Annotated in this window: 18 protein-coding genes; 9 read left to right on the top strand and 9 right to left on the bottom strand. The window is 73.1% G+C overall.

What is annotated here, in order from left to right; genetic code table 11:
- Window positions 1-91 precede the first annotated feature (91 nt).
- Entirely contained in the window at window positions 92-337 is a 246-nt protein-coding gene (locus ACZ4W9_RS07180) for a hypothetical protein (RefSeq protein ID WP_467933770.1), read from the top strand.
- Window positions 338-567: 230 nt separating this feature from the next.
- On the top strand, window positions 568-3,144 hold the full coding sequence (pepN, locus tag ACZ4W9_RS07175) for an aminopeptidase N (protein ID WP_467933769.1): 2,577 nt from the start codon (window positions 568-570) through the stop codon (window positions 3,142-3,144).
- Here pepN (ACZ4W9_RS07175) and ACZ4W9_RS07170 read toward each other — a convergent pair.
- Window positions 3,141-4,079 carry a LysR family transcriptional regulator gene (locus ACZ4W9_RS07170; protein WP_467933767.1) on the bottom strand — a complete coding sequence of 313 codons (939 nt, stop codon included), beginning with the start codon at window positions 4,077-4,079 and terminating at the stop codon, window positions 3,141-3,143. The two genes, pepN (ACZ4W9_RS07175) and ACZ4W9_RS07170, sit on opposite strands and share 4 nt — an antisense overlap.
- 88 nt (window positions 4,080-4,167) lie before the next feature.
- Between ACZ4W9_RS07170 and ACZ4W9_RS07165 the strand changes: the two genes are divergently transcribed.
- Window positions 4,168-5,394, top strand: coding sequence for an MFS transporter (locus ACZ4W9_RS07165; RefSeq protein WP_467933766.1), 1,227 nt, complete (start codon window positions 4,168-4,170; stop codon window positions 5,392-5,394).
- A 23-nt stretch (window positions 5,395-5,417) separates the two neighbouring features.
- Here ACZ4W9_RS07165 and ACZ4W9_RS07160 read toward each other — a convergent pair whose 3' ends face one another.
- On the bottom strand, window positions 5,418-6,437 hold the full coding sequence (locus tag ACZ4W9_RS07160) for an aspartate-semialdehyde dehydrogenase (RefSeq protein WP_467933765.1): 1,020 nt from the start codon (window positions 6,435-6,437) through the stop codon (window positions 5,418-5,420).
- A 332-nt stretch (window positions 6,438-6,769) separates the two neighbouring features.
- Here ACZ4W9_RS07160 and ACZ4W9_RS07155 point away from each other — a divergent pair, with 332 nt between their 5' ends.
- Together ACZ4W9_RS07155 and ACZ4W9_RS07150 are read left to right on the top strand one after the other, a co-directional pair.
- The gene (locus ACZ4W9_RS07155) at window positions 6,770-7,318 is read left to right on the top strand and encodes an RNA polymerase sigma factor (RefSeq protein ID WP_467933764.1); all 549 of its coding nucleotides are present in this window, start codon (window positions 6,770-6,772) and stop codon (window positions 7,316-7,318) included.
- Between the two features lies 1 nt (window position 7,319).
- Window positions 7,320-8,600 carry a hypothetical protein gene (locus ACZ4W9_RS07150; RefSeq protein WP_467933762.1) on the top strand — a complete coding sequence of 427 codons (1,281 nt, stop codon included), beginning with the start codon at window positions 7,320-7,322 and terminating at the stop codon, window positions 8,598-8,600.
- 69 nt (window positions 8,601-8,669) lie between these two features.
- On the opposite strand, the gene ACZ4W9_RS07145 is transcribed toward ACZ4W9_RS07150, so the two are convergent.
- On the bottom strand, window positions 8,670-11,972 hold the full coding sequence (locus tag ACZ4W9_RS07145; protein WP_467933761.1) for a S8 family serine peptidase: 3,303 nt from the start codon (window positions 11,970-11,972) through the stop codon (window positions 8,670-8,672).
- A 225-nt stretch (window positions 11,973-12,197) separates the two neighbouring features.
- Between ACZ4W9_RS07145 and ACZ4W9_RS07140 the strand changes: the two genes are divergently transcribed.
- Complete coding sequence (locus ACZ4W9_RS07140; protein WP_467933760.1) at window positions 12,198-12,677, top strand: NUDIX hydrolase; 480 nt, start codon at window positions 12,198-12,200, stop codon at window positions 12,675-12,677.
- 200 nt (window positions 12,678-12,877) lie between these two features.
- Window positions 12,878-14,626 (top strand): TIGR03767 family metallophosphoesterase, encoded by a 1,749-nt coding sequence (locus ACZ4W9_RS07135; protein WP_467933759.1) that lies wholly within the window; start codon window positions 12,878-12,880, stop codon window positions 14,624-14,626.
- Window positions 14,627-14,635: 9 nt separating this feature from the next.
- Here ACZ4W9_RS07135 and ACZ4W9_RS07130 read toward each other — a convergent pair whose 3' ends face one another.
- From ACZ4W9_RS07130 to pepN (ACZ4W9_RS07120), 3 genes are all read right to left on the bottom strand, one after another.
- The gene (locus ACZ4W9_RS07130; protein WP_467933758.1) at window positions 14,636-15,448 is read right to left on the bottom strand and encodes an SGNH/GDSL hydrolase family protein; all 813 of its coding nucleotides are present in this window, start codon (window positions 15,446-15,448) and stop codon (window positions 14,636-14,638) included.
- Between the two features lie 99 nt (window positions 15,449-15,547).
- On the bottom strand, window positions 15,548-16,585 hold the full coding sequence (locus ACZ4W9_RS07125) for a hypothetical protein (protein ID WP_467933756.1): 1,038 nt from the start codon (window positions 16,583-16,585) through the stop codon (window positions 15,548-15,550).
- Between the two features lie 207 nt (window positions 16,586-16,792).
- A complete protein-coding gene (pepN, locus tag ACZ4W9_RS07120) occupies window positions 16,793-19,372 on the bottom strand; it encodes an aminopeptidase N (RefSeq protein WP_467933755.1) in 2,580 nt (859 codons plus the stop codon).
- A 141-nt stretch (window positions 19,373-19,513) separates the two neighbouring features.
- On the opposite strand from pepN (ACZ4W9_RS07120), the gene ACZ4W9_RS07115 reads away from it, so the two are divergent.
- On the top strand, window positions 19,514-20,176 hold the full coding sequence (locus ACZ4W9_RS07115) for a mycothiol-dependent nitroreductase Rv2466c family protein (protein WP_467933754.1): 663 nt from the start codon (window positions 19,514-19,516) through the stop codon (window positions 20,174-20,176).
- A 123-nt stretch (window positions 20,177-20,299) separates the two neighbouring features.
- Here ACZ4W9_RS07115 and ACZ4W9_RS07110 read toward each other — a convergent pair whose 3' ends face one another.
- Window positions 20,300-20,947, bottom strand: a complete 648-nt coding sequence (locus ACZ4W9_RS07110; RefSeq protein ID WP_467933753.1) for a superoxide dismutase — start codon at window positions 20,945-20,947, stop codon at window positions 20,300-20,302.
- 131 nt (window positions 20,948-21,078) lie between these two features.
- On the bottom strand, window positions 21,079-22,461 hold the full coding sequence (locus ACZ4W9_RS07105) for an amino acid permease (RefSeq protein WP_467933751.1): 1,383 nt from the start codon (window positions 22,459-22,461) through the stop codon (window positions 21,079-21,081).
- Between the two features lie 401 nt (window positions 22,462-22,862).
- Between ACZ4W9_RS07105 and ACZ4W9_RS07100 the strand changes: the two genes are divergently transcribed.
- On the top strand, window positions 22,863-23,444 hold the full coding sequence (locus tag ACZ4W9_RS07100) for a biotin transporter BioY (protein WP_467933750.1): 582 nt from the start codon (window positions 22,863-22,865) through the stop codon (window positions 23,442-23,444).
- 129 nt (window positions 23,445-23,573) lie between these two features.
- On the opposite strand, the gene ACZ4W9_RS07095 is transcribed toward ACZ4W9_RS07100, so the two are convergent.
- The gene (locus tag ACZ4W9_RS07095) at window positions 23,574-24,992 is read right to left on the bottom strand and encodes an amino acid permease (RefSeq protein ID WP_467933749.1); all 1,419 of its coding nucleotides are present in this window, start codon (window positions 24,990-24,992) and stop codon (window positions 23,574-23,576) included.
- Window positions 24,993-25,124 lie beyond the last annotated feature (132 nt).

Here is a 25,124-nt window from a genome sequence, read left to right as displayed (position 1 = left end):
CCCGCGGCACCAGTACCCGCGCGCACCGCCGCAGCGGCCGTCGCCCCCGTACCGGAAACCCCCGACGAGGGCGTGGAAGGAAGGTAGGCCCATGAAAGCACAACGCGTGAGGCGTCTCTTCGCGGTATCCGCGGCCGGTGCCGTCCTGGCCGGTGGCGCCGCCATCGGCACGGTGGGCACGGCCTCGGCGGCCGCCCCGCGGCAGGTCTCCACCCACCACGGCTGTTACGACCGCGGCTGGGGGAACGGCTGCGGCTTCGCCCGGAACGACTTCTTCGGCAACGGCTTCCGCAACGGCCTCGTCGGCACCGGTGTCGTGGTGATCGTCGTGAGCTGAGCCGGGACCACCGGGTCCGCCACGCCCCCGGCCGGACGGGCCGGCCACCGACGGCCGCCCGTCCGGCTTCGGCGTGTCCCCGGCCCCTCCCCGGGCGCCCTCCCCGGGCGTCCTCCCCTCCGGGGTTCGTCGTGTCCGGCGCCGCGCACACCGGCGGGGGACGGACATCGCGTTCCCCGTCACTCCCATGGAAGGATGACGCAACCGACACATAACGAGGAGATGACCGCGTGCCTGGCACAAACCTGACTCGCGAAGAGGCGCAGCAGCGGGCCGAGCTGCTCACCGTTGACTCGTACGAGATCGATCTCGACCTCTCCGGCGCGCAGGGTGGGGGTACCTACCGGTCCGTGACCACGGTGCGCTTCGATGTCGCCCGGGGCGGCGCCGAGTCCTTCATCGACCTGGTGGCGCCGGCCGTCCACGAGGTGGTCCTCAACGGCGACCGGCTCGACCCCGCCGAGGTCTTCGAGGACTCGCGGATCGCGCTGCCGGGCCTGCTGGAGGGCCCCAACGTCCTGCGCGTCGTCGCGGACTGCGCCTACACCAACACCGGCGAGGGCCTGCACCGCTTCGTCGACCCGGTGGACGAGCAGGCCTACCTGTACACGCAGTTCGAGGTCCCGGACGCCCGCCGCGTCTTCGCCTCCTTCGAGCAGCCGGACCTGAAGGCCACCTTCCGGTTCACCGTGAAGGCGCCCGAGGGCTGGACCGTCGTTTCCAACTCGCCGACGCCCGAGCCGAAGGACAACGTCTGGTCCTTCGAGCCGACCCCGCGCATCTCGACGTACATCACCGCGCTGATCGCCGGTCCCTACCACTCGGTGCACAGCGTGTACGAGAAGGACGGCCGGTCGGTGCCGCTCGGCATCTACTGCCGGCCCTCGCTCGCCGAGTTCCTGGACGCCGACGCGATCTTCGAGGTCACCCGGCAGGGCTTCGACTGGTTCCAGGAGAAGTTCGACTACGCCTACCCGTTCCAGAAGTACGACCAGCTGTTCGTGCCCGAGTTCAACGCGGGCGCCATGGAGAACGCGGGCGCGGTGACCATCCGCGACCAGTACGTCTTCCGGTCCAAGGTGACCGACGCGGCGTACGAGGTGCGCGCGGAGACCATCCTGCACGAGCTGGCCCACATGTGGTTCGGCGACCTGGTCACCATGGAGTGGTGGAACGACCTGTGGCTGAACGAGTCGTTCGCCACCTACACCTCCATCGCCTGCCAGGCCGCCGCGCCCGGCTCCCGGTGGCCCCACTCGTGGACCACGTTCGCCAACTCCATGAAGACCTGGGCCTACCGGCAGGACCAGCTGCCGTCCACCCACCCGATCATGGCGGACATCCGCGACCTGGACGACGTGCTCGTCAACTTCGACGGCATCACCTACGCCAAGGGCGCCAGCGTGCTCAAGCAGCTCGTGGCGTACGTCGGCGAGGACGAGTTCTTCCAGGGCGTGCAGGCGTACTTCAAGCGGCACGCGTTCGGCAACACCCGCCTGTCGGACCTGCTGGGCGCCCTGGAGGAGACCTCCGGCCGGGACCTGAAGACCTGGTCGAAGAAGTGGCTGGAGACGGCCGGCATCAACATCCTGCGCCCCGAGGTGGAGACGGACGCCGACGGTGTCGTCACCTCCTTCGCCGTCCGCCAGGAGGCCCCGGCGCTGCCCGCCGGCGCCAAGGGCGAGCCGGTGCTGCGCCCGCACCGCATCGCGATCGGCCTGTACGACCTGTCCGACGCCGGCAAGCTGGTGCGCACCGACCGGATCGAACTCGACGTCGACGGCGAGCTGACCGCCGTACCGCAGCTGACCGGCAGGCGCCGCCCGGCCGTGGTGCTGCTCAACGACGACGACCTGTCGTACGCCAAGGTCCGGCTGGACGAGCGGTCGCTCGCGGTGGTCACCGAGCACCTCGGCGACTTCACCGAGTCCCTGCCGCGCGCGCTGTGCTGGGCGTCGGCCTGGGACATGACGCGGGACGCCGAACTGGCCACCCGCGACTACCTCTCCCTGGTGCTGTCCGGCATCGGCAAGGAGTCCGACATCGGCGTGGTGCAGTCGCTCCAGCGCCAGGTCAAGCTGGCCATCGACCTGTACGCCGACCCGTCGGCCCGCGAGGCGCTGCTGACCCGCTGGACCGACGCCACGCTGGCCCACCTGCGCGCGGCCGAGGCGGGCAGCGACCACCAGCTGGCCTGGGCCCGGGCGTTCGCGGCGACCGCGCGCACGCCGGAGCAGCTGGACCTGCTGGAGGCCCTGCTCGACGGCACGCAGACCGTCGAGGGCCTGGCCGTGGACACCGAGCTGCGCTGGGCGTTCGTGGAGCGGCTCGCGGCCGTCGGCCGGTACGACGAGACGGAGATCGCGGCCGAGTACGAGCGGGACAGGACGGCGGCCGGCGAGCGGCACGCGGCCACCGCCCGCGCGTCCCGCCCGACGGCGGAGGCCAAGGCGGAGGCGTGGGCCTCGGTCGTCGACTCCGACAAGCTGCCCAACGCCGTGCAGGAGGCCGTGATCGGCGGCTTCGTGCAGACCGACCAGCGCGAGCTGCTCGCGCCGTACACCGACCGGTACTTCGAGGTGCTCAAGGACGTGTGGGCGTCGCGCTCGCACGAGATGGCCCAGCAGATCGCCATCGGCCTGTACCCGGCGGTCCAGGTCTCCGAGGAGACCCTGTCCAGGACGGACACCTGGCTCGCCACGGCCGAGCCGAACGCGGCCCTGCGCCGCCTGGTCTCGGAGTCCCGCTCGGGCATCGAGCGGGCCCTGCGGGCCCAGGCCGCGGACGCGGCGGCCACGAGCCGCTAGCCGGCGGCCGAGGGGGCGTCCGGCACACCACCGGGCGCCCCCTCGGCGGACCGGCTCGCCCGGCGGCCCGCCTCCAGCCCCGCCAGCACCCGGGCGAACTCCCGCACCGTCCCCGTCTCCGCGTCCCGGTGCCAGATCAGACCGAGCGCGGAGTCGGGGATGCCGTCCACGGGGACGTAGGCGATGTCGGCGCGCTGGTGCTGGGCGGCCGTCGGGTGGCACAGCAGGAGGGCGCCGCGGCCGGCGGCGGCCAGGCACAGGGCCTCCTGGAGGGTCGTCGCCGCCGGGCCGGGCAGCGCGCCGGGGGCACGGGCGGCCCGCCAGTACGGCGGGGCCGGAGCCGCCACCCCGATCAGGGGCACCGTCGCGAGGTCCGCCGCGCCGACCCGGTCCCGCGCGGCGAACGCGTGCCGGCGGGCGACGGCCAGCGCGTGCCGCTGCCGGGAGAACACCGGGCCGAGGACCAGGTCCGGTTCCTCCACCGGCAGCAGCACCACCGCCGCGTCCACCGTGCCCCGCCGCACCGCCCCGAACGGATCCGCGTACGGGATCTCCACCAGGTCGACCGAGCGGGCCGGGGCCTCCGCCTCGAACTCCGAGACCGCCTCCAGCAGTTGCGCGTACACCGTCCCCTGGAAACCCAGCCGCAGCGGACCGGCCCCGCCCCGGGCCACCGCCCTGGCGTCCGCCACCGCCGCGTGCAGCGCCCCGTACGCCGGACGCAGCCGCTCCAGGAGGCGTTCGCCGAGCGGGGTCAGCGCCACCCGGCGGCTGGAGCGGTGCACCAGCCGGGCGCCCACCCGCCGTTCCAGCGCGGCCAGCAACTGGCTCACCCGGCTCTGCGAGACGAACAGCCGCTCCCCGGCCCGCCCGAAGTGCAGCTCCTCGGCGAGCACCAGAAAGCACTCCAACTCCCGTAGCTCCAGCCCGGACACGCGACTCCCTCCGCCGATCACTCCCGCTCATGCAAGGGTGAGCGGATCGCCGTTGTTCCCGCGCCGCCCGCGGCAAAGGCTGGAGGACATGGTCTTCCGCCGAACCCGCACCCCCCACCCCGCGCCCCGGCCCGGCACCCCGGCACCCCGCCCGGACCGGCCCTGGGCCGCCGTCGGCATGCTCGCCGCCGCCACCTTCGCCGTCGTCACCACCGAGATGCTCCCCGTCGGCCTGCTCACCTCGCTCGGCGCGGGACTGGACGTCTCCGCCGGCACCGCGGGCCTCGCGGTCACCCTGCCCGGACTGGTCGCCGCCGTCGCCGCCCCGCTGCTGCCGGTCGCCGTGCGCCGCGCCGACCGCCGCACCGTGCTGTGCGCGCTGCTGCTCCTGCTCGCCGCCGCCAACCTGCTCACCGCGCTCGCCCCCGCCTTCCCCGTGGTGCTCGCCGCCCGGCTGCTGGTCGGGGTGTGCATGGGCGGGGTGTGGGCGGTGGCCGCCGGGCTCGGCGCGCGGCTGCTGCCGGGGCCCTCGGCCGGCCGGGCCACCGCCCTGGTCTTCAGCGGGATCGCCGTCGCCTCGGTGCTCGGCGTGCCCGCCGGAACCCTCCTCGGCGCGGCGGCGGGCTGGCGCGCCGCGTTCGCCGCGATGACCGGCTGCGCGCTGCTGGTGGCGGCCGGGCTGGCCGTCGTCCTGCCGCCGCTGCCCGCCGAGGGCGCCGTCCGCCTCGGCACCTTCCCCCGGCTGCTCGGCACCCCGCGGGTGCGGTGGCTGCTGATCACCATCGCCCTGCTGGTCACGGGGCACTTCGCCGCCTACACCTACGTCCGCCCCGTCCTGGAGCGCACCCCGGGCACCGGTCCGGGTCTGGTCGGCGCCCTGCTGCTCGGCTACGGGGTCGCGGGCGTCGCCGGGAACTTCGCGGGCGGCGCGCTCGCGGCCCGCCATCCGCGCCGCGCCCTGCGGCTGATCGCCACCGTCCTCGGCGCGGTCGTCCTGCTGCTCGCCCCGGCGGGCGGCTCCGCCCTCGGGTCGGCCGCGCTGCTGCTGGTGTGGGGACTGGCGTACGGCGGGGTGTCCGTGTCCGGCCAGCGGGCCCTGACGGCCGCCGCGCCCGAGGCCCCCGAGGCCGCGTCCGCCCTGTTCGCCGGGGTGTTCAACGCGGCCATCGCCCTCGGCGCGCTGGCCGGCGGACGCCTCGCGGACGGCCCGGGCCTGACCGCCGTCCTGCTCACCGGCGGCGTGCTCGCGGGGCTGGCGGCCCTCACCCCCACCGCCCCGGTCCGCGACGCGCACGGGGCGGTCACGTCACCGTGACCGCCCCGGCTTCGCACCCGTCCTTACCTGCCCGACAGCTCCGCCGCCACCAGCTCCGCGATCTGCACCGCGTTCAGCGCGGCACCCTTGCGGAGGTTGTCGTTGGAGACGAACAGGGCCAGACCGTTGTCCACCGTCTCGTCGCGGCGGATGCGGCCGACGTACGACGGGTCCTGGCCGGCCGCCTGGAGCGGGGTCGGGATGTCCGACAGGGCCACGCCCGGCGCCTTCGCCAGCAGCTCGGTGGCCCGCTCAGGGGAGATCGGACGCGCGAAGCGGGCGTTGACCTGGAGGGAGTGGCCGGAGAACACCGGCACGCGCACGCAGGTGCCCGAGACCTTCAGCTCCGGGATCTCCAGGATCTTGCGGGACTCGTTGCGCAGCTTCTGCTCCTCGTCGGTCTCGTTCAGACCGTCGTCCACGAGGGAACCCGCGAGCGGGAGCACGTTGAAGGCGATGGTGCGCTTGTAGACCTGCGGCTCGGGGAAGTCGACCGCCTGCCCGTCGTGGGTGAGCTTGTCGGCCTCGGCCGCCACCTTCTGCACCTGGCCGTGCAGCTCGGCCACGCCCGCCAGACCCGAGCCGGACACCGCCTGGTAGGTGGCGACGACGAGCGCCTCGAGCCCGGCCTCCTCGTGCAGCGGCCTCAGCACCGGCATCGCGGCCATCGTGGTGCAGTTCGGGTTGGCGATGATGCCCTTGGGGCGGTCGGCGATCGCGTGCGGGTTCACCTCGGAGACCACCAGCGGGACCTCGGGGTCCTTGCGCCAGGCCGACGAGTTGTCGATCACGACGGCACCCTGGGAGGCGACCTTCTCGGCCAGGGCCTTCGAGGTCGCGCCGCCCGCCGAGAACAGCACGATGTCCAGGCCGGTGTAGTCGGCGGTCGCCGCGTCCTCCACCGTCACACCGTCCAGCACGGACCCGGCCGAGCGGGCCGAGGCGAACAGGCGCAGCTGCGTGACCGGGAAGTTCCGCTCCACGAGGATCCTGCGCATGACCGTGCCGACCTGACCGGTGGCTCCGACGATTCCGACCCTCACGGCGACTCCCTCTTGTGTGTCTCTTGCCTGACCGGGGCGTTTCCATCATGCGGCCGACCCCGGTCCACCTGTCCAATTCTTTGCCGGGCGTGCCCGGGGAATGGGACACCACCGCCCCGCGAACGGTTCCATACGTCCGCCCGGCACGCCGCTGAGCTGGAGAAATTCCCTCTACGGCGGTCCCGCGCCGCAAGCTGTGCCGTCCCGGACCCTGCCCGCGCGGGCCCCCGCCATACGAAGGTGTGACGTACGCCTCTCCGGCCGGCCGCCGCACACCGAACGTTTCGGCCCGGTGCCGCGTCGTAGGGGCACACGCGTGAGGGGGGTGGCTTGTGCTGCGCGGAAAGGCGCGCCGCGACCAGGGGGCGTTCGCCGCCGGCCGGGACCGGGCCGGTGACGATCCGCTGGACGCGGCCCAGGAACGCCGGGTGCGGGCGGTGCTCGCGCTGGGCGGAGTGCCGCAGTCGGACCTGCCGGACGGGGTACAGCAGGTACGGCTGCGGCTGCTGGAGCGGGCCGCGAGCGGGCGCGAGGCGCCGCGGGACGTGTCGGCGTGGGCCGCGGTCGTCGCGTCCAACCTGGCGATGGACTGGCACCGGGCCAAGCGGCGCCAGGAACGGCTGGGGGAGCGGCTGGCGGCGCTGCGCGAGCCCGCGGGGTCCTCCGGGGAGGAGACCAGCCTGCTCTCCCTCGCCGTCGCCCGCGGCCTGGACCAGCTGCCGGCCGCCCAGCGGCAGGTGGTCGTCCTGCGCTTCTTCGCCGACCTGCCCGTGCGGGACATCGCCGAGGCGCTGGACGTCCCCGAGGGCACGGTCAAGAGCAGGCTGCACACGGCGGTCCGCGCCCTGCGCACCCGCCTGCACGAGGACGAGGTGGTATGACATGCCCGCCGACCGGGAGAACGTGGGGAGCGCGGGGGGTGCCGGGGGCCGCGAGGGCCGTGGGGCGTACGCGGCGGGCCGGGCGGGGCGCGGGGATCAGCGGGTGGGCGAGGGGGACGAGCGGGTGCGCGAGGGGGCCGGGGAGCACGGCGGGGGCGGGGAAGAGCGGGGGGAGTACGGCGGCATGGACGCCCTGATGGCCGCGATCACCGGGGAGCCCTTGCCGGCACCGGCCCACCGGGACCCCGCCTTCCTCGCCGCGCACCGGGCCGCCGAGGCCGACGTGGCGCTCCTGCGGGACGGTCTGGCCCGGCTGGCCGAGACGCTGACGGGGGAGACGGGGGAGACGGGGAAGGTAGACCAGCGGGAGGAGCCCGCGACCGAGCCCGGCCCGCACGGGCGACACCCTGACGGGGAGCCGGCGCCCCGGCGCGCGGCGACCCCGGACACGGCAGCCGGGAACGCGGTGACGGGTGTTTCGGGGTCCGGTGATACGGCCGGGACGCCCGGAGGCGCCGTGCCCTGCGGCCCTGCGGCCCCCCTGCCCCCCGCCCCCCGTTTCCGCAGCCGCATCCGGAGTGGGGGTGCGGCGCGGACGCGCGGCGACGCCGCTCCCCCGGCATCCCTCCATGCCCCCGCACCCGCCGGCCCCGCGCCGGCCGCCCCCGCCTCCTCGGCGCCGTCCACCCCCCGCACGCGCCCCCGTACCCGCCCCTCCCGGCCGCCTCGGCCGGGAAGGCCGGGCGGGGCCCGGCGGGTGCTGCGGGTCGGGGCCGGGGTGCTCGGCGGGGCCGGGGCCTTCGGTCTTCTGCTGGGGTTCGGCTGGCTCGTGAGCCAGGGCGGTGGCATGGACGACGGCGGCGGGTCGTCGGCCAAGAGCGACACCGCCGCGGGGAGCCGGGAAGCCGCGGGTGACGGGCGGCGGCCGGCGGATCCCCGGCCCGAACTGGCCTGCGCGCGGCTGGTCGTGGAGGGCACCGTGACAAGGGTGGAGCGGCGGCCGAAGTCCCCCTGGAGCCGGGTCACACTGACCGTGACCCGTTCCTACAAGCCCGCGCGGGGCCCGGCCGACGTCGCCGTCCTGCTCGACGCGGACACGCGGCCGGCGCCCCGGGAGGGGCAGCACGTGCTGGTCGGGGCGGCCCGGGGGGAGGAGTACGCGACCCTGTGGGCCGTCGGCGACACCCGCGTGGCCGCCGAACGCGCCAGGATCACCGAGGCCCTGCCCGGCTCCCGCGACCTGCCCTGCCCCGCCGACGGCACCCCGGGGGAGGACCACTAGTCCCTCCGCACGCGAGAAGGGGCGGGCGTCCGCACGGACACCCGCCCCTCCTTCCCGGTCGTCACTCCGTTACGGCGTGACCTTCCCGATCTTCACGCTGGCGCTGCCCGCCGTCGTGCCGCGGGCGTTCACCAGCTGGACCCGGCCGAAGAACTCACGGCCCGCCGGGGCCTCGGCCGCGGCCGTGACCTGCCCGGTGACCGTCGCCGAGGCGCCCGTGGCGAGGTGGACCGGGGCCGAGTCGCCGACCGTGACGGAACCGAGCGCGGCGGAGAAGAACACGTCCCGGTAGTCGTAGTCGGTGGAGCCGGACGGCACCGCGTAGCCCACGACCTTCACGGTGTAGGTGCCGGCGGCCGGGTTCGGCACGGAGACCGCCTCCTCCGAGTCGCCGTCGGCGGACTTGCCGACCTCCTTGCCCGACGCGTCGTACACCGTGAGGTCCAGGTCGGCCGCGGCGTCCGAGACCCGCCCGATGGCGACGTCGAGCGAGGTCGCGCCGGCCGGGACGGTCACCGTGGTGGACCGCGTCTCACCCTCCTTGATCGCCGGCCGGTCCGTCTCGGCGGAGCCGAGCGGGCCGCCGACCAGCCTGCCGTCCAGCGGCGCGTAGGTGTTGGTCACCTTCCAGGACGCGCCGACCGGGCTGCCCACCCTGGCCTCGGGCACGGTCACGGTCTCCGGGTCGAAGGCCGCGCCGAGGACGGAGACGTCCAGCCGGTAGGGGTTGTCGAGCAGCGGGGAGGTGCGCCGGGACTCGACCTCGACCTCCCAGACGCCGGGCTGCGGGTCGGCGTACGCGCGCACGTCGGGCTTGCAGCCGTTGCCGTCCAGGTAGTTGTTGTAGCAGTACGGCGTGCCGGTGTTGTCGGACGGGACGCCGTAGGGGTGGATGGCGACGAACCGGGTCTGGCTGCCGTCCTTCAGCCCGCCGAGCGCGACCTCCAGGGACGTCGCGCCCTCGGGCACGGTCAGGAAGTACGACCGGGTGCTGTTGCGCTGCACCGAACCGGCGGCGGAGTAGGTGTACGCCACCGGTTCCGCGACCACGACGGTGGTGAGGACCTGCTTGTCGATGCCCTCGGTCCGCGGGTCGTCGACCTCCAGGATCGCGCTCTTGATGCCGGCCGACCCCGGGGCCGCCTGCACCTTGACGGTCACCGGCCGGTTCAGCGGGAGCCGCACCACGTCGTCGCCGACGACGCGGAAGGTGTGCGCGGAGTCGTTCTCGAAGTGCAGCTCGTGCCGGACCGCCTTGTCCGGGCCGGACGTACGGGTGAGCGTCACGTCGTACGTCTTCTTCTGGCCCGCCTTCAGGCCGCCCTCGCGGTCGTACAGGCCGGTGCCGTGGCCGGGGGTCTTCAGGGCGTCGTCGATCGCGGTGTCGACCGGCGCCTTGACGGTGTAGTCGTGGGCGGTGGCGCCGTCCTCGATGGCGTCCCAGGCGTCCACGATGTTGATCAGGCCCGCGCCCTCCTCGTACGCCTGGACGCCCTTGATGTGGTCCGCGGTCGAGGTCAGGGCGGTGCGCAGCCGGGCGGGGGTGAGGTCGATGCCCGCGCGCTTCGCGGCCGACAGCAGCAGCGCGGAGGCGCCGGTGGCCTGCGGGGCGGCCATCGAGGTGCCCTGGAGCATCGAGTAGCCGGCCGGGAGGGTGTAGCCCGCCTCGGCGACCGGGCCGCCCGGCAGCCAGGTCTGGGTGGTGTTGATCGCGGCGCCGGGCGCGCTCAGGGTCGGGGTGAAGCCGCCGTCCTCACGCGGGCCGCGCGAGGAGAAGGGCATCATGGCGTACTTCTTCTCCACGGCCGAGCCGTAGTCGGCGGCCCAGGTCTCCTTGGAGATCGTCGCGCCGACCGAGATCACCTTGTCGGCCAGGCCCGGGTCGCCGATGGTGTTGGCGCCCGGTCCGGAGTTGCCGGCGGAGATCACCAGCTGGACGCCGTAGGTGTCGATGAGCCGGGTGTACAGCTCGGCGCGGGCGTTGTTGCCGTCGTTGAGCGCGGGCAGGCCGCCGATCGACATGTTGACGATGTCGACGCCGCGCCTGGTCACCAGGTCGATCATGCCCTCGGTGAGGGCGACGTTGGTGCAGCCGCCGGTCCAGGTGCAGGCCCGCGAGGAGACGATCTTCGCGCCGGGGGCGGCGCCGTTCATCTTCCCGCCGAACAGGCCGTGGGCGGCGGTGATGCCGGCGACGTGGGTGCCGTGCTCGGACTCGATGACACCGATGTTGACGTAGTCGGCCTTGGCGCCGGAGGCGTTGTAGACGACGTCCTTGCGGGTCTCGACCACGAACGGGACGCGCTCGACGACGTCCGTCGCCGGGTCGTCGGTGCCGAAGTACCCGACCTGGAAGGCGTCCTTGTACGGCTTCATCGGCGCGTCGTCGGTGAAGTCCAGGTTGTCGTTCGTGTCGACGCGGACCGTGCCGGCGGCCGGGTCGTACAGCACGCCCCAGGCGTCGGTGGTGTCGCCGTCCCGGTTGAGGTCGCCCTTCTCGTCGCCTCCGGCGGTGGCGGACTCGTACAGGTAGTTGAACTTGTACGTGCCCTCGGGCGCCGTGAACCTCTCGGCGCCCTGCGCGGTGGTGACGGAGAAGGACGGGCCGGTGACGCCGGTCGTCATCCGCCGCCAGGTGCCGTCGCCGTCGGTGACCGGGTCGGTCGCGGTCACCCAGTCGACGATCTTCCGCTCGCCGGTGGTGGTCGTGCGCAGCGCCGGGTGGCCGAGGTCGACGCCGGAGTCCAGGATGCCGATGGTGACCCCGCGCCCGTCGGCCTTCGGGTAGTCGCGGACGAAGTCGACGGCACCGGTCTCGAAGGAGGGGTTGTACGGGTTCTCCGCCGGGGTGGTGCGGCCCGGCGCCGGGTAGGACGCCTTGCCCGTCGCGGACGGGGCACCGGCGGGCGCCGGGTCGTCCAGCGGGATCTCCTGCTTGAGGTCGATGGCCCGCACGGAGGAGAGCTTCACGGCGGCGGAGATGGCCGCGTCCGCGCGGCTCGTCGGGACGGTGGCGCGGACATAGCCGAGCTTGTCGTCCCTGCGGCCCACCAGGCCGCCGTCGACCGCGTCCAGTTCCCCGGCGACCTGCTCCGTCTTCCCGGGCGAGGTCGCGATCATCAGGGTGACGGTCTTGTCGCCGTCGGCCTTGGCGTCGGCGAGCAGGGCGGCGTCGTCCGGACCGAGCTTGTCGTCGGCGGACTTGACGCCCTGGCCCGCGGCCGGGGCGGGGGCCTGCCCGGCGGCGAGGGCCAGCGGCACCGGCCCGGCCGCGGAGAGGGCGGCCACCACGCCCACGGCCACGGCGGTGTGGGCCAGGCGTCTGGGGCCGGATATGGGTTCACGCTCGGGGGTGGTGCGGGTCATCGGCATCCCTCGGGTCAAGGAACGGGCGGACGGGAGCGCTCAGCCTGACCGACGGGAGGGGTTTTCGGGGACCGTTGACACAATCGAAATGAACGTATGGGGAAAACCCGCGATGGGAAAGGAACGTGTTCTGTCGGTATAGGACAGAATGCGGCCCTGTGTACGGGCTGACCCCGCCCGGTGCCGGGACGTTCGCCCGCCGCCGCGTGTCTTACGGGCTAACGTCCGCGTATGCGACGGAACTTGAGGGTGGCGGCCTACGCCGTGTGCGTCCGCGGTGAACGTCTCCTGCTCGCCCGGTCACCCGCGCCCGACGGCACCCCCGAGTGGGTGCTGCCCGGCGGCGGCATGGAGCACGGCGAGGACCCGTACGACACCGTCCGCCGCGAGGTCGCCGAGGAGACCGGCTACCGGATCGAGGTGAGGGCCCTGCTCGGCGTGCACTCCCGGCGGGCGGTCGGGGACCCGCGCTTCGGCCGCCGCCGGGACCACCACGCCCTGCGGCTCCTCTACGAGGGCGAGGTCACCGGCGGTGAACTCCGCCCCGAGGTCGGCGGGTCCACCGACCTCGCCGCCTGGCACGACCTGGCCGCCGTGCCCGCTCTGGTCCGGGTGCCGCTGGTCGATATCGGGCTGCGGCTGTGGCGCGAACGCCCGCCGCACGGACGGCCGGCGGACCGGCCCCTACCCCGGCAGGTGAACGGCGAGTGACCGTCCCCGGGCCGGTCGCGTGCGACTCCGTGACCGCGCCCGGTACCCCGTGATCCACGTTCGGTGATCGGTGTCACGCGTTGCCGCCGCGTTCACGTGCGGGTCATCCCCACTGCCAACGATCCACGGTGAGCGGGGCGTTCGCGTCCGCGGCGGCCCGCGACCACCGCCGACGCGTTCGCACCCGGGGAGACCGCGCCATGCCGCCCACACGCTCCGTAGCCGCCTCCGCCGCGCGGGTCAACCGCCGTAGCGTCCTCGCCGCCGCCGGCGCCGTCTCGCTTGCCGCGGGCGCCGGTTACGCCCTGCGCCCCACGGACAGCCAGGCCGCCACCCCGCCGGAGGCCCCGCCCGCTTCCGCGGCCGCGTCCGCCACGGCGCCGCTCGCCCCCTACACCAAGGGCACCACCGTCGCCTCCGTCGCCGCCCCGCGCGCCGGCTCCGGCTACCGCAGGCTCGGCGACGGGCCCGGCTGGAAGCGCGTCGTGCGCGCCGAGCTGGCCGCGCCCACGTCCGGCCGGGAGCGGCGCCGTACCGCCCTGGCGGCATTCGTGCAGTTCACCGACCTGCACCTGATGGACGTCCAGCACCCCTTGCGGCTGGAGTTCCTGCGCGCGCACGACGTGCACGCCTGGCGCCCGCACGAGGCGCTGACCGTGCCCGGCGCGATCTCCCTCGTGGAGCGGGTCAACGCGCTGCGCGGCGCCCCCGTCACCGGCGCCCCGCTGCGGTTCGTGATGACCACCGGCGACAACACCGACAACAACGCCCACTCCGAACTGGAGTGGTTCATGAAGGTGATGAGCGGCGGCCGGATCACCCCCAACACCGGCGACCCCAGGCACTACGAGGGCGTGCAGAACAGCGGGCTCAAGCAGTACTGGCAGCCCGGCTCCGCCCTCCGCGACCACGACAAGGCACTCGGCTTCCCCCAGGTGAAGGACTTCCTGGCCGCCGCGATCCGCGACGTGCGCAGCCCCGGCCTGAACCTGCCCTGGTACTCCACCGTCGGCAACCACGACGCCCTCCCGCTCGGCTGCTACGGCTCCCACGGCGACCCCTACCTCGCCGAGGCGGCCATCGGCGGCAGGAAGCTGATGAACGTCTCCGCCGCCGACGCCAAGAAGCTCCAGGACACCATCAAGAAGGTCAAGGACCCCCGGGGCAGCGGCTACCGCGACTTCCTCGAGGCGCACGCCCGCTCGGCGCGCCGGGTCACCCCGGACGAGCGGCGCGCCCCGTACACCCAGGCCGACTACCTGAAGGCCCACCTGGACCCGGCGTACCGGGGCCACGGCCCGGCCGGGCACGGCTACTCCTCGGCGAACCTGGACACGGGCACCCAGTACTACGCCTTCCGGATCTCCGACGACGTCATCGGCATCAGCCTCGACACCACCGACCCCGGCGGCCACTACGCGGGCTCCCTCGGCACCGCCCAGCTGAAGTGGCTCGACCGGACGCTGAAGGCGCACAAGGACTCCTACGCCGTCGTCTTCAGCCACCACACCAGCGGGTCCATGACCAACACCCGGCCCGACCCGGCCCGCCCCGGCGAGAAGCGGCACGACGGCGCCGCCGTGCTCTCGGTGCTGTCCGCCCACGCCAACGTGCTGGCCTGGGTGAACGGGCACATCCACAAGAACGTCATCACCCCGCACAAGGCGTCCGGCGGGCGCTCCTTCTGGGAGATCTCCACCGCCTCGCACGTCGACCACCCCCAGCTCGCCCGGATCGTGGAGCTGGTCGACAACAAGGACGGCACGCTCTCGCTGTTCACCACGCTGATCGAGTCGGCGGCCCCGCACCGCACCGACTACGCCGACCTCTCCCAGACCGGCCTCGCCGCCCTCTACCGCGAACTGGCCTACAACGCCCCCGGCGCCGACCGGACCCTCGCGGGCGGCACCGGGGACCGCAACACCGAACTGGTGCTGAGGAAGGGCTAGCCGCTTCCCTCAGCCGGAGATCCGGGTGAGCACCGGCAGGTAGCCGAGCGACTGCCCCGGCGCCGTCGGGTGGTACGACTCGGTGATCGCCAGGATGTCGACGCTGTGCAGCCAGGGCCGGGCGGAGCAGATCTCGTGGCCGGCGAAGGCGGCGGTGACATCGGCGAAGGTGAACCCGTGGGCGGCGGCGCGTCCCGCGATCACCGCGTTGAGATGGTCCACCGCGTCGTTCAGGGCGGCGCGCTCGCCGTCCTGGAGGCCGAGCGCGCACCCGCCCCGCAGGTGGTACAGGTGCGGGTAGCCGAGCACCACGACCCGGGCGGCGGGCGCCCTGCCCCGGATGGCCGAGTAGAGGCGGTCCAGGCGGCCGGTCAGCGATCCGTCCATGGTGTCGCGGGCCCGGGTCACGGCGGAGCGGCAGCCGTCGGTCCCGCCGATCGCGCACAGCGCCATGACGGCGGCGAAGCCCGAGTCGTGGCCGCCGACGGTGAGCGTGACCAGGCTCGTGCGCGCGCTGAGATGGCCGAGCTGGTCGGTGAGCACGTCGTCCGTGCCGGCGCCGTTGCACGCGGCGAAGCTGAACGTCGCCGGCGCGTGGGCCTCCGCCCACAGCACCGGGAAGGCCCGGCTGCTGCGCTTGCACTCCTTGCCGGAGGCCAGGTAGTCGCCGGCGCCGGCACCGGAGGAGTAGGAGTCGCCGAGGGCCACATAGCCGCCGGCCGGGGCGCGGGGCGGCGCCTGGGCGGTCGCGGGGCCGGCGAACGCGCAGGCCGCCGCGAGGAGCAGGGAGCAGGCGCCCGCCGCTATTCGGGTCTGTCTCATGACTCTCCTGTACCGGGGCCCGCGCCGCGCCGCCCGCCGCGCTCGTCCGCCCGGGTGAGTCCTCACCCGGTCGGACGAGCAGAACTGGCCGTCCGGGCGCTACCGGGGCAGCAGCACGACGTACGCGGCCGGATCCCGGTCTGCCGAGGCCATCAGCGCCGTCCGCACCACCGTCGCCTGCTGCTCCGGACAGTCCCGCAGCTTGCGCGGCGTGATGTGCACGACCGTGATGCCGAGGCGCTCCAGGTGCTCGCGCTTGCGGGCGTAGCGCGCCCACACCTCCTCGTCGTCCTGCCGGGCCGCCCGGGTGTCCAGCTCGACCGCCACCGCCTGGTCCGGCCAGTAGGCGTCCAGGCGGCCCAGGTCGGGACCGCCGGGCAGGCGCAGGCCGACGTTCCACAGCGGGTCGGGCAGGCCGTGCTCGCGGACCATCCGGTACAGGCGGCCCTCGGCGACCGAGCGGCCCTCCGCGAGCACCGCGTCCACCGCGTCCGCCACGTGCGGGCGGTGCAGCAGCCGCGCCCGGGTCAGCTCCCGGACCACGGCGGCCGGCTCGCAGTGGCCGCCGCGCACCGCCTCGATCAGCAGCCGCCGTACCGTCTCCGTCTCCGCCGGCTCCGCCACCGCGTCCGCCAGCGCCCGCGCCACCGGCGCCACCGGCAGCCCCGCCAGCACCACCGGCTCGGGCGGTGCGGAGGTGCGCACGACGCGGACATAGCCGGTGGAGCGCGGCCGGCGCGGCCGGGGCACCAGGACGTCCACCCGGTTCAGGGCGTCCGGTGGCGGGGTGGACGGGAACCCGTGCAGGGCCAGCGCCGCCGCCCCGGTCAGCATCGCGTCCGGGTACTGCGGCCGGTGCGGGCCCCGGGCCGTCGGCTGGGCCGGCACCCCCGGCCGCGCCGGTCGGGCCGCGTACAGCAGGGCCCCGTGCAGCCGCTCCTCGCCGGTGGGCGGGCCGGAGTGCAGCAGGACCACGTGCGGCAGCAGCTCCTGCCAGGGCCCTTCGGGGCCGCACCGCTCGGCCAGCTCTTCGGGGGACACGCCGTGGGCACGCAGCTGGGCCGCCGTCAGGACGCGGCGGTGGACCTCGGCGAGGTGGCGCAGCGGGCGGGGGGAGAGGGGGGTGTTGTGCGTCATGGCCTCGGAATTCCCCCGTCCCGACCGGCCCGTAACCGCTGTTACACGCCCGTCGATGAATCCGGACAAGACGGCACTAAAGGTCAGGTGTTCGGATGCCGAGAGGGCAGTGAAAACCCCTGGTCCGCCCGGGTGCGGACCAGGGGTTACGGCCTCGTCCGCCCGGATTTGGTAACGGTCACCGGCCGGGCGGGCCCAGGCCAGAGGTCAGCGGTCGGCCGCCGCGTCACACGCCTGCGCGCGCAGCGCCCGCGCCAGGTCGTCCCGCGCCTCCAGCACCAGCCGCCGCAGCGCCGACGCCGCGTCCTCGTGCGCCGCGAGCCACACGTCCGTCGCCTCCAGCGTCTCCGGCCGGTCCTGCAACGCCGGGAACAGACCCCGCACCACGTCCATGCCGATCTGGATCGACCGCTCCCGCCACACCCGCTCGATCGCCGCGAAGTACAGCTGCGCGTACGGCGCGGTCAGCTCCCGCTGCGACGGCTGGGCGAACCCCGCGATCGTCGCCTCCACCAGCGCGTTCGACAGCGAGTCCGACTCCACCACCTGCGCCCAGGCCTGCGCCTTGACCGCCGCCGACGGCCGCGCGGCAAGGCACCGCACCTGGTGCCGCTTGCCGGAGGCCGTGTCGTCCCGGGCCAGCTCCGCCGCCAGCACCGACTCGTCGGCCGCCCCGTGCGCCGCCAGCGGCTCCAGGAACGCCCAGCGCAGCTCCTGGTCCACCTCCAGCCCGTCGATCCCCGTGGTGCCGTCCAGCAGCTCCCTCAGCAGCCCCAGATCCGGCTCCGCCGAGGCCACGGCGGCGAAGAACCGCGCCCACGCCAGCTGGTGCTCGCTGCCCGGAGCGGCCGAGCGCAGCTCCCGCAGCGCCCCCTCGGCCAGCAGCGCCCCGCCGGCCTCCCGCCAGGCCGGCGCCGCGTAGTGCGTCAGCGCCGAGTTCGCCCAGGCGTGCAGCATCTGCAGGACGCCGATGTCCGACTCCCGGCCGGCGAACCGCAGCACCAGGTCGATGAACTCCCGTGCCGGCAGCAGCCCGTCCCGGGTCATGTTCCACAGCGCCGACCAGCACAGGGCGCGCGCCAGCGGATCCGTCAGCCCGCCCAGGTCCGCGCGCAGCGTCTCCAGCGAGGTCGCGTCGAAGCGGATCTTGCAGTAGGTCAGGTCGTCGTCGTTGACCAGCACCAGCTCCGGGGCCGCCTGGCCCGCCAGCTCCGCCACGACCGTCCGCGGCTCATGCACGTCCGTCTCCGCGCGCGCGTACCGCTCGAGCGTGCCCTCGGGCGTACGCCGGTACAGCCCCACCACGATCCGGTGCGGGCGCAGCTCCGGGTGCGACTCCGGGGCCTCCTGCACCACGGCCAGCTCGGCGATCCGGCCGCCCGTGGTGTCCAGCAGCACCTGCGGGGTGAGCGCGTTCACGCCCGCCGTCTGCAGCCACGACCGCGCCCACGCGCTCATGTCCCGGCCGCTCGTCTCGCCCAGCACCGACAGCAGGTCGCCCAGGCGCGTGTTGCCGTAGGCGTGCCGCTTGAAGTAGCGCCGGGCGCCCTCCAGGAACGCGTCCCGGCCGACGTACGCCACCAGCTGCTTGAGCACCGAGGCGCCCTTGGCGTAGGTGATGCCGTCGAAGTTCAGCTTGGCGTCCTGGAGGTCACGGATGTCCGCCGTGATCGGGTGCGTGGAGGGCAGCTGGTCCGCCCGGTACGCCCACGCCTTGCGCCGGTTGGCGAAGGTGACCCAGGCGTCCTTGAAGCGGGTCGCGCCGACGTTGGCGAACGTGCCCATGAAGTCCGCGAAGGACTCCTTCAGCCACAGGTCGTCCCACCACTCCATGGTGACCAGGTCGCCGAACCACATGTGCGCCATCTCGTGCAGGACGACGTTGGCCCGCGCCTCGTACGACGCCTGTGTCACCTTCCCCCGGAAGACGTACTCCTCCCGGAACGTCACCAGGCCCGGGTTCTCCATCGCGCCCAGGTTGTACTCCGGCACGAACGCCTGGTCGTACTTCCCGAACGGGTACGGGTAGTCGAAGTGGTCGTGGAAGAAGTCCAGGCCCTGCTTGGTCACCAGGAAGACGTCATCCGCGTCGAAGTACGGGGCGAGCGCCTTGCGGCACATCGCGCCGAGCGGGATCTCCAGCTTCGTGCCGTCCTCGAAGGTACGGCTGTAGGAGTCCGTCACGTAGTGGTAGGGACCCGCCACCACACACGTGATGTACGTCGAGATCGGCTTCGTCTCCGCGAACCGCCACACCCCGTCGACGAGTTCACCGGCGCCGTTGCCCCACACCGTCCAGCCCTGCGGCGCCCGCACCTCGAACCGGTACGGCGCCTTCAGGTCCGGCTGCTCGAAGTTCGCGAACACCCGGCGCGCGTCGGCCGGCTCGTACTGCGTGTACAGGTAGACCTCGCCGTCCTCCGGGTCGACGAAGCGGTGCAGACCCTCGCCGGTGCGCGAGTAGGCGCACTGCGCGTCCACCACCAGCTCGTTCTCCGCGGCCAGGTCCTCCAGCGTGATCCGCGAGCCGTCGAAGACCTCGCCCGGGTCGAGGTCCCGGCCGTTGAGCGAGACCGAGGTGACCCGCGGGGCGATCAGGTCGGCGAAGCTGGAGGCGCCCGGCTCGTTGCAGCGGAACCGCAGGGTGGTCACCGAACGGAACGTGCGCGGCTCGCCGTCCCCGTCGCCGACGGCGGACCGCAGGTCCAGGGACACGTCGTAACCCTCGACGGACAGCAGGGCGGCCCGCTCCCGGGCCTCGTCGCGGGACAGATTCTCACCGGGCACGGACGGCACTCCCTTGTGATCGCGTGATGAGCGGCTGGAACAGGACCGATCCTGCCATGCGCTCCTGACGGCGGGCAGCGGGGAATGCCGGTGGCGGCGACCTCGTTGACGCGGGAAACGTACGTTTCGCCAAGGAGCGCCATGTCCGAGACCGTCATCTCGTCCGGCAAGACCCCCGTCGACTTCTGGTTCGACCCGCTCTGCCCGTGGGCCTGGATGACCTCGCGCTGGGTGCTGGAGGTGGAGAAGCTCCGCGACATCGAGGTCCGCTGGCACGTCATGAGCCTCGCGGTCCTCAACGAGGACAAGCTGGACGAGCTGCCCGACGACTACCGCGAGCTGCTGACCACCAAGGCGTGGCCGGCGGTCCGCGTGGTCACCGCGGCCTGGCAGAAGCACGGCGCGGACGTCGTCGGCCCGCTCTACACCGCGCTCGGCACCCGCATCCACAACAACGGCGAGGGCGCGACCGTGGAGGCCATCGCGGGCGCGCTCGCCGACGTCGGCCTGCCGGCCGAGCTGATCGACTACGCCGGCCAGGAGGACTTCGAGTTCGAGGCCGAGCTGCGCGCCTCCCACAAGGAGGGCATCGAGAAGGTCGGCCAGGAGGTCGGCACGCCGGTCATCGCCCTGCCGGGCCCCGACGGCGAGCAGATCGCCTTCTTCGGCCCCGTCGTCACCCCCGCCCCCCGGGGCGAACAGGCGGCTCGCCTGTGGGACGGCACGGTGGCGGTGGCCTCGGTACCGGGGTTCTACGAGATCAAGCGCACCCGGACCAAGGGCCCGGACTTCGGCAACCTGTGACCCGTCGCCGGCCAGGGAGGACCCCCGTGAGTCACGTCCTCACGGGGGTCCTCTTTCCTCCGCCTGCCGCCGTGAAGGGTGAGAAGACGATCACGAGGCAGGACGACTCGGGCGGCCCGGCGCTCAGGGCGCGAGCAGCAGCACGTCGGCGCGGGACTTGGCAGCCTCGTAGCGGCGGGCGACGTCCTGCCAGTTGACCACCTGCCACATGGCCTCGATGAAGTCGACCTTCTGGTTCTTGTACTGCAGGTAGAAGGCGTGCTCCCAGGCGTCGAAGACCAGGATCGGGGTGGAGCCCTGGCCGACGTTGCCCTGGTGGTCGTAGACCTGCTCCACGACCAGGCGCCCGCTCAGCGGCTCGTGGGCGAGCACGCCCCAGCCGGAGCCCTGGGTGGTGGCCGCGGCCTTGGACAGCTGGGTCTTGAAGCCGGCGAAGGAGCCGAAGGACTCCTTGATCGCCTCGGCCAGTTCGCCGACGCCGTCCTGGGCCAGGGGCTCGCCGCCGCCGTCCTTCGGGCCGGTCATGTTCTGCCAGTAGATCGAGTGCAGGATGTGCCCGGAGAGGTGGAAGGCCAGGTTCTTCTCCAGGCCGTTGACCGAGCCCCACGTCTCCTTGTCCCGCGCCTCGGCCAGCTGCTCCAGGGTGTCGTTGGCGCCCTTCACATAGGCCGCGTGGTGCTTGTCGTGGTGCAGCTCGATGATCTCCGGGCTGATGACCGGGGCGAGCGCCGCGTAGTCGTACGGCAGCTCGGGCAGCGTGTAGACGGGCATGGGTGATCCCCTCCGGAACCTTATTGCAAGTCACTTGCAACTACACGCTAGCAACAAGTGGATCAGAACAACAGGAAGGCCCCCACGTGTTCGTCCGTGGGGGCCTGTCTCTCCGGGAGGGGCGGGGCGTCTTAGTCCCTGGCGCGCAGCCGCTGCCAGGCGTAGCCGACCGCGGCCAGGAACAGGGCCATGCCGCCCGAGGAGTACAGCTGGGTCCGGGTGTCCGGCTCGCGCCACATCAGCACGAAGATCGCGGCCATGCCGGCCAGCGCTACCCAGGTCAGCCAGGGGAACGCCCACATGCGCACGACCAGCCGCTCGGGGGCCTCGCGCTCGATCCGGCGGCGCAGCAGCAGCTGCGAGACGGCGATGAAGATCCAGACGATCAGGATGACCGCGCCGATCATGTTCAGCAGCCACTTGAAGATGTCGTCCGGCCGCCAGTAGCTGAGCAGCACGCAGACGAAGCCCAGCACGCTGGAGGTGACCACCGCGATCCGGGGCACCCCGCCGGACAGCCGCGCCAGCACCTTCGGGCCCAGGCCGCGCTCGACCAGCGAGAAGCCGATGCGCGAGGCGCCGTAGATGTTGGCGTTCATGGCGGACAGGAGGGCCACCAGGATGACCACGTTCATCAGCTGGCTCGCCCCGGGGATGCCCAGGTGTTCGAGCGTGGCGATGTACGGTCCCTTCGCCGTGACCTCCTCGGAGTCCCACGGCACCAGGGTGACCGCGACCGCCATCGAGCCGATGTAGAACACCGCGATGCGCCACATCGCCGTGCGCACGGCCGACGCCACGCCCCGCACCGGGTCCCGGGACTCGGCCGCCGCGATGGTGACCGTCTCCAGGCCGCCGTAGGCGAACACCGAGGCGAGCAGGCCTATCACCAGGCCGTCGCCGCCGTTCGGCATGAAATCGCCGAGGTGCGAGGTGCCGGGCGCGTCCGTGCCCGGCAGGACGCCCGCGATGGCCAGCACGCCGAGGATCAGGAACAGGCTGATCGCGCCGACCTTCAGTGCCGCGAACCAGAACTCGAACTCGCCGAAGTTCTTCACGGCGGCCAGGTTCGTCCCGCAGAACACCACCATGAACAGGGCCACCCACATCCACTGCGGGGTGCCCGGCAGCCAGCCCTGCACGATCTTCGCCGCGCCGATGCCCTCCAGGCCCACCGCCGTGCACAGCAGCACCCAGAACGACCAGCCCGCCGCGAAGCCCGCCCACGGGCCGATGGCCCGCTCGGCGTGCGCGGAGAAGGAGCCCGACGACGGGTAGGCGGCCGACATCTCGCCGAGCATCCGCATCACCAGCATCACCAGCACCCCGGAGAGGGCGTAGGCGAGCACGATGGAGGGGCCGGCGGCGGCGATGCCCGCGCCGGAACCGACGAAGAGGCCCGCGCCGATCACCCCGCCCAGGGCGATCATCGAAAGGTGGCGCTGCTTGAGGCCCTGGGAGAGGGAGCCGTCCACCGGTGGTGGAGGCGTCTCGGTGGTGGTGCTGTTCGGCATGGGTGCTGCTCTCCCCCGTGCAATGGGCGGGCAAAAGTCCCGCCAGTCTCCGCGTCCCGTCCGCTCAGGCGAAGGGCGTGACCACTATCCGGACACCTCTGGTGCGCAGGGTTAATCTACGGTTACGGCGCCGAGCGTGACCAGAGGTCGTACGCGACTCGCGATTCCTTTGGCGGGGTTCCACAGTCGGACCGCCCGTCCGGCCCACACGGGCCACGTGAGGGAAACGTCTCCGCCTCAGTGATCAGTCTCACGCCCGGGCCGGTGTGACCGGGTGTCTTTGTCCGGAGCCCACCAAGTCGCCGTTCCGGCCTTTGTCGAGCGCTGACGGTGATCGTGACGAGCGCACCGGTATAGCGTCACGGTGTCCCGACGTGTCCACACCATCCCGTGGAGTCCCCATGAGCACCGCCACCGCCACCGCCCGCCCCGGAGCAGTCCTCGCCGACCTGCTCCCGGCCTCCCGCGTCCGTGACGCCGCCCTCGTGGTGGGCGGCGCCGCGCTCACCGGCCTCGCGGCCCAGCTGTCGGTGCCGGTGCCCGGCTCCCCGGTGCCGGTGACCGGCCAGACCTTCGCCGCGCTGCTCGTCGGCACCGCCCTCGGCGCCCGCCGCGGCTTCCTCTCCCTCGCCCTGTACGCGGTCGCCGGCCTGGCGGGCGTGCCGTGGTTCGCGGACGGCAAGGCCGGCACCGGTCTCGTCTCCTTCGGCTACGTCCTCGGCATGCTCCTGGCCTCCGCCGTCGTCGGCGCCCTGGCCCGGCGCGGCGCCGACCGCTCCCCGCTGCGCACGGCCGGCACGATGGTCCTCGGCGAGGCGGTCATCTACGCCGTCGGCGTGCCCTACCTGGCCCTGGCGGCCCACCTGTCCGCCTCCCAGGCGATCGCGGCCGGCCTCACTCCGTTCCTGATCGGTGACGCCCTCAAGGCCGCCCTGGCCATGGGCGCGCTGCCCGCCGCGTGGAAGTTCGCCGGCAAGCGCTAGTCCACCGACGGCAGAGGCTCGCCGGGGTCGGGATCACTCCACGACCCGGGCGAGCCTCTTCCTTGTTCACAGGGGATGTCATCCAGGGGGCGTCGCCGCGCACGCGGGAGCGCGTTGCCCCGGGGCGCATCAGCCGACGGACACCTTGTCGGCCGGGTTCTCGGCCGTCGGCTCCGGGCGGGCCGCCGCCAGCCGCTGCCTGACCACCGCGATCACCAGCACGACCGCCGCGACCAGCAGCGACAGCAGCACCGTCTCGCGGCCGTCGTGCTCGGTGTCGAAGAGCATGTAGACCAGCACGCCCACGATCAGCGTCGCCGTCGCCCAGGTCAGATACGGGTACAGCCACATCTTCACGACCAGCTTCTCCGGCGCCTCCCGCTGGAGGATCTTCCGCATCCGCAGCTGCGAGAAGCAGATGACCAGCCACACGAACAGCGCCACCGCGCCGGAGGAGTTGACCAGGAAGAGGAAGATCGTGTCCGGGGACAGGTAGTTGAAGAAGACGGCGACGAAACCGAACACGACCGACGAGAGGATCGCGGCCATCGGCACGCCCCGGCTGTTGACCCGCGCGAACGCCTTCGGCGCGTCACCGCGCTCGCCGAGCGAGAAGGCCATCCGGGACGCCGTGTACAGGCCGGAGTTCAGACAGGACAGCACCGAGGTCAGCACGATGACGTTCATGATCTCGCCGGCGTGGGCGATGCCCAGGGAGTTCAGGGCGGCGACGTAGGAGCCGTCCTTGGCGATGGTCGGGTCGTCCCACGGCAGCAGCGACACCACGACCAGGATCGAGCCCAGGTAGAAGACGCCGATCCGCCAGATGATGCTGTTGGTGGACTTGGTGACGGCCTGCTGCGGGTTCTCGGACTCGCCGGCCGCCAGGGTCGCGATCTCGCTGCCCATGAAGGAGAACACGACCAGCAGTACACCGGTGAGGATCGCGCCCGGACCGTGCGGCAGGAAGCCGCCGTGCGAGGTGAGGTTGCCGAAGGACGCCTTGTCGGCGTCGACGCCCGGCAGCACGCCGAACACGGCGAGCAGACCGATGACGACGAACGCGCCGATCGCCACGACCTTGATGCCGGCGAACCAGAACTCGAACTCGCCGTAGGAGCCGACGGAGACGAGGTTGGTCGCGGTCAGCACGATCATCACGATCAGTGCCCAGCCCCACTGCGGGACGGCCGGGACCCAGCCTTCGAGGATCTTCGCGCCGGCGGTCGCCTCGACCGCGAGGACGACGACCCAGAAGAACCAGTACAGCCAGCCGATGGAGAAACCGGCCCAGCGGCCGAGCGCGCGGTCGGCGTGCGCGGAGAAGGAGCCGGAGGTGGGGTTGGCGGCGGACATCTCGCCGAGCATCCGCATCACGAGGACGACGAGCGTGCCGACGAGGGCGTACGACAGGAGGATGCCGGGTCCCGCGGTGGCGATACCCGTGCTGGAACCGACGAAGAGACCGGCTCCGATGACACCACCGATCGCGATCATCGACAGGTGGCGGTTCTTGAGTCCTGCTTGGAGGCCCGAACCAGGGGTCATGGACGGAATTCCTTTGCGCCAGGTGGAGCTGCCCGTACGAGCGGTGTACGAGTCGGTCCAGTGAATCCGAGGCGAACGGAATCGGGAACCTCCGAATCCGTATCGTTACCTGGGGTTCTCCCTTGAGGATCT

The organism is Streptomyces sp. NPDC029296 (assembly GCF_055569255.1).
Note: the sequence above shows the minus strand (reverse complement) of the source record. Positions and strands in the feature narration are given on the sequence as shown.

Coding starts and splice junctions, on each gene's coding strand:
- ACZ4W9_RS07165 (WP_467933766.1), top strand. CDS start 4,168: ATGGTCTTCCGCCGAACCCGCACCCCCCACCCCGCGCCCCGGCCCGGC.
- ACZ4W9_RS07135 (WP_467933759.1), top strand. CDS start 12,878: ATGCCGCCCACACGCTCCGTAGCCGCCTCCGCCGCGCGGGTCAACCGC.
- ACZ4W9_RS07130 (WP_467933758.1), bottom strand. CDS start 15,448: ATGAGACAGACCCGAATAGCGGCGGGCGCCTGCTCCCTGCTCCTCGCG.
- ACZ4W9_RS07095 (WP_467933749.1), bottom strand. CDS start 24,992: ATGACCCCTGGTTCGGGCCTCCAAGCAGGACTCAAGAACCGCCACCTG.
- ACZ4W9_RS07180 (WP_467933770.1), top strand. CDS start 92: ATGAAAGCACAACGCGTGAGGCGTCTCTTCGCGGTATCCGCGGCCGGT.
- ACZ4W9_RS07145 (WP_467933761.1), bottom strand. CDS start 11,972: ATGCCGATGACCCGCACCACCCCCGAGCGTGAACCCATATCCGGCCCC.
- ACZ4W9_RS07125 (WP_467933756.1), bottom strand. CDS start 16,585: ATGACGCACAACACCCCCCTCTCCCCCCGCCCGCTGCGCCACCTCGCC.
- ACZ4W9_RS07150 (WP_467933762.1), top strand. CDS start 7,320: ATGCCCGCCGACCGGGAGAACGTGGGGAGCGCGGGGGGTGCCGGGGGC.
- ACZ4W9_RS07100 (WP_467933750.1), top strand. CDS start 22,863: ATGAGCACCGCCACCGCCACCGCCCGCCCCGGAGCAGTCCTCGCCGAC.
- ACZ4W9_RS07110 (WP_467933753.1), bottom strand. CDS start 20,947: ATGCCCGTCTACACGCTGCCCGAGCTGCCGTACGACTACGCGGCGCTC.
- ACZ4W9_RS07105 (WP_467933751.1), bottom strand. CDS start 22,461: ATGCCGAACAGCACCACCACCGAGACGCCTCCACCACCGGTGGACGGC.
- ACZ4W9_RS07140 (WP_467933760.1), top strand. CDS start 12,198: ATGCGACGGAACTTGAGGGTGGCGGCCTACGCCGTGTGCGTCCGCGGT.
- ACZ4W9_RS07115 (WP_467933754.1), top strand. CDS start 19,514: ATGTCCGAGACCGTCATCTCGTCCGGCAAGACCCCCGTCGACTTCTGG.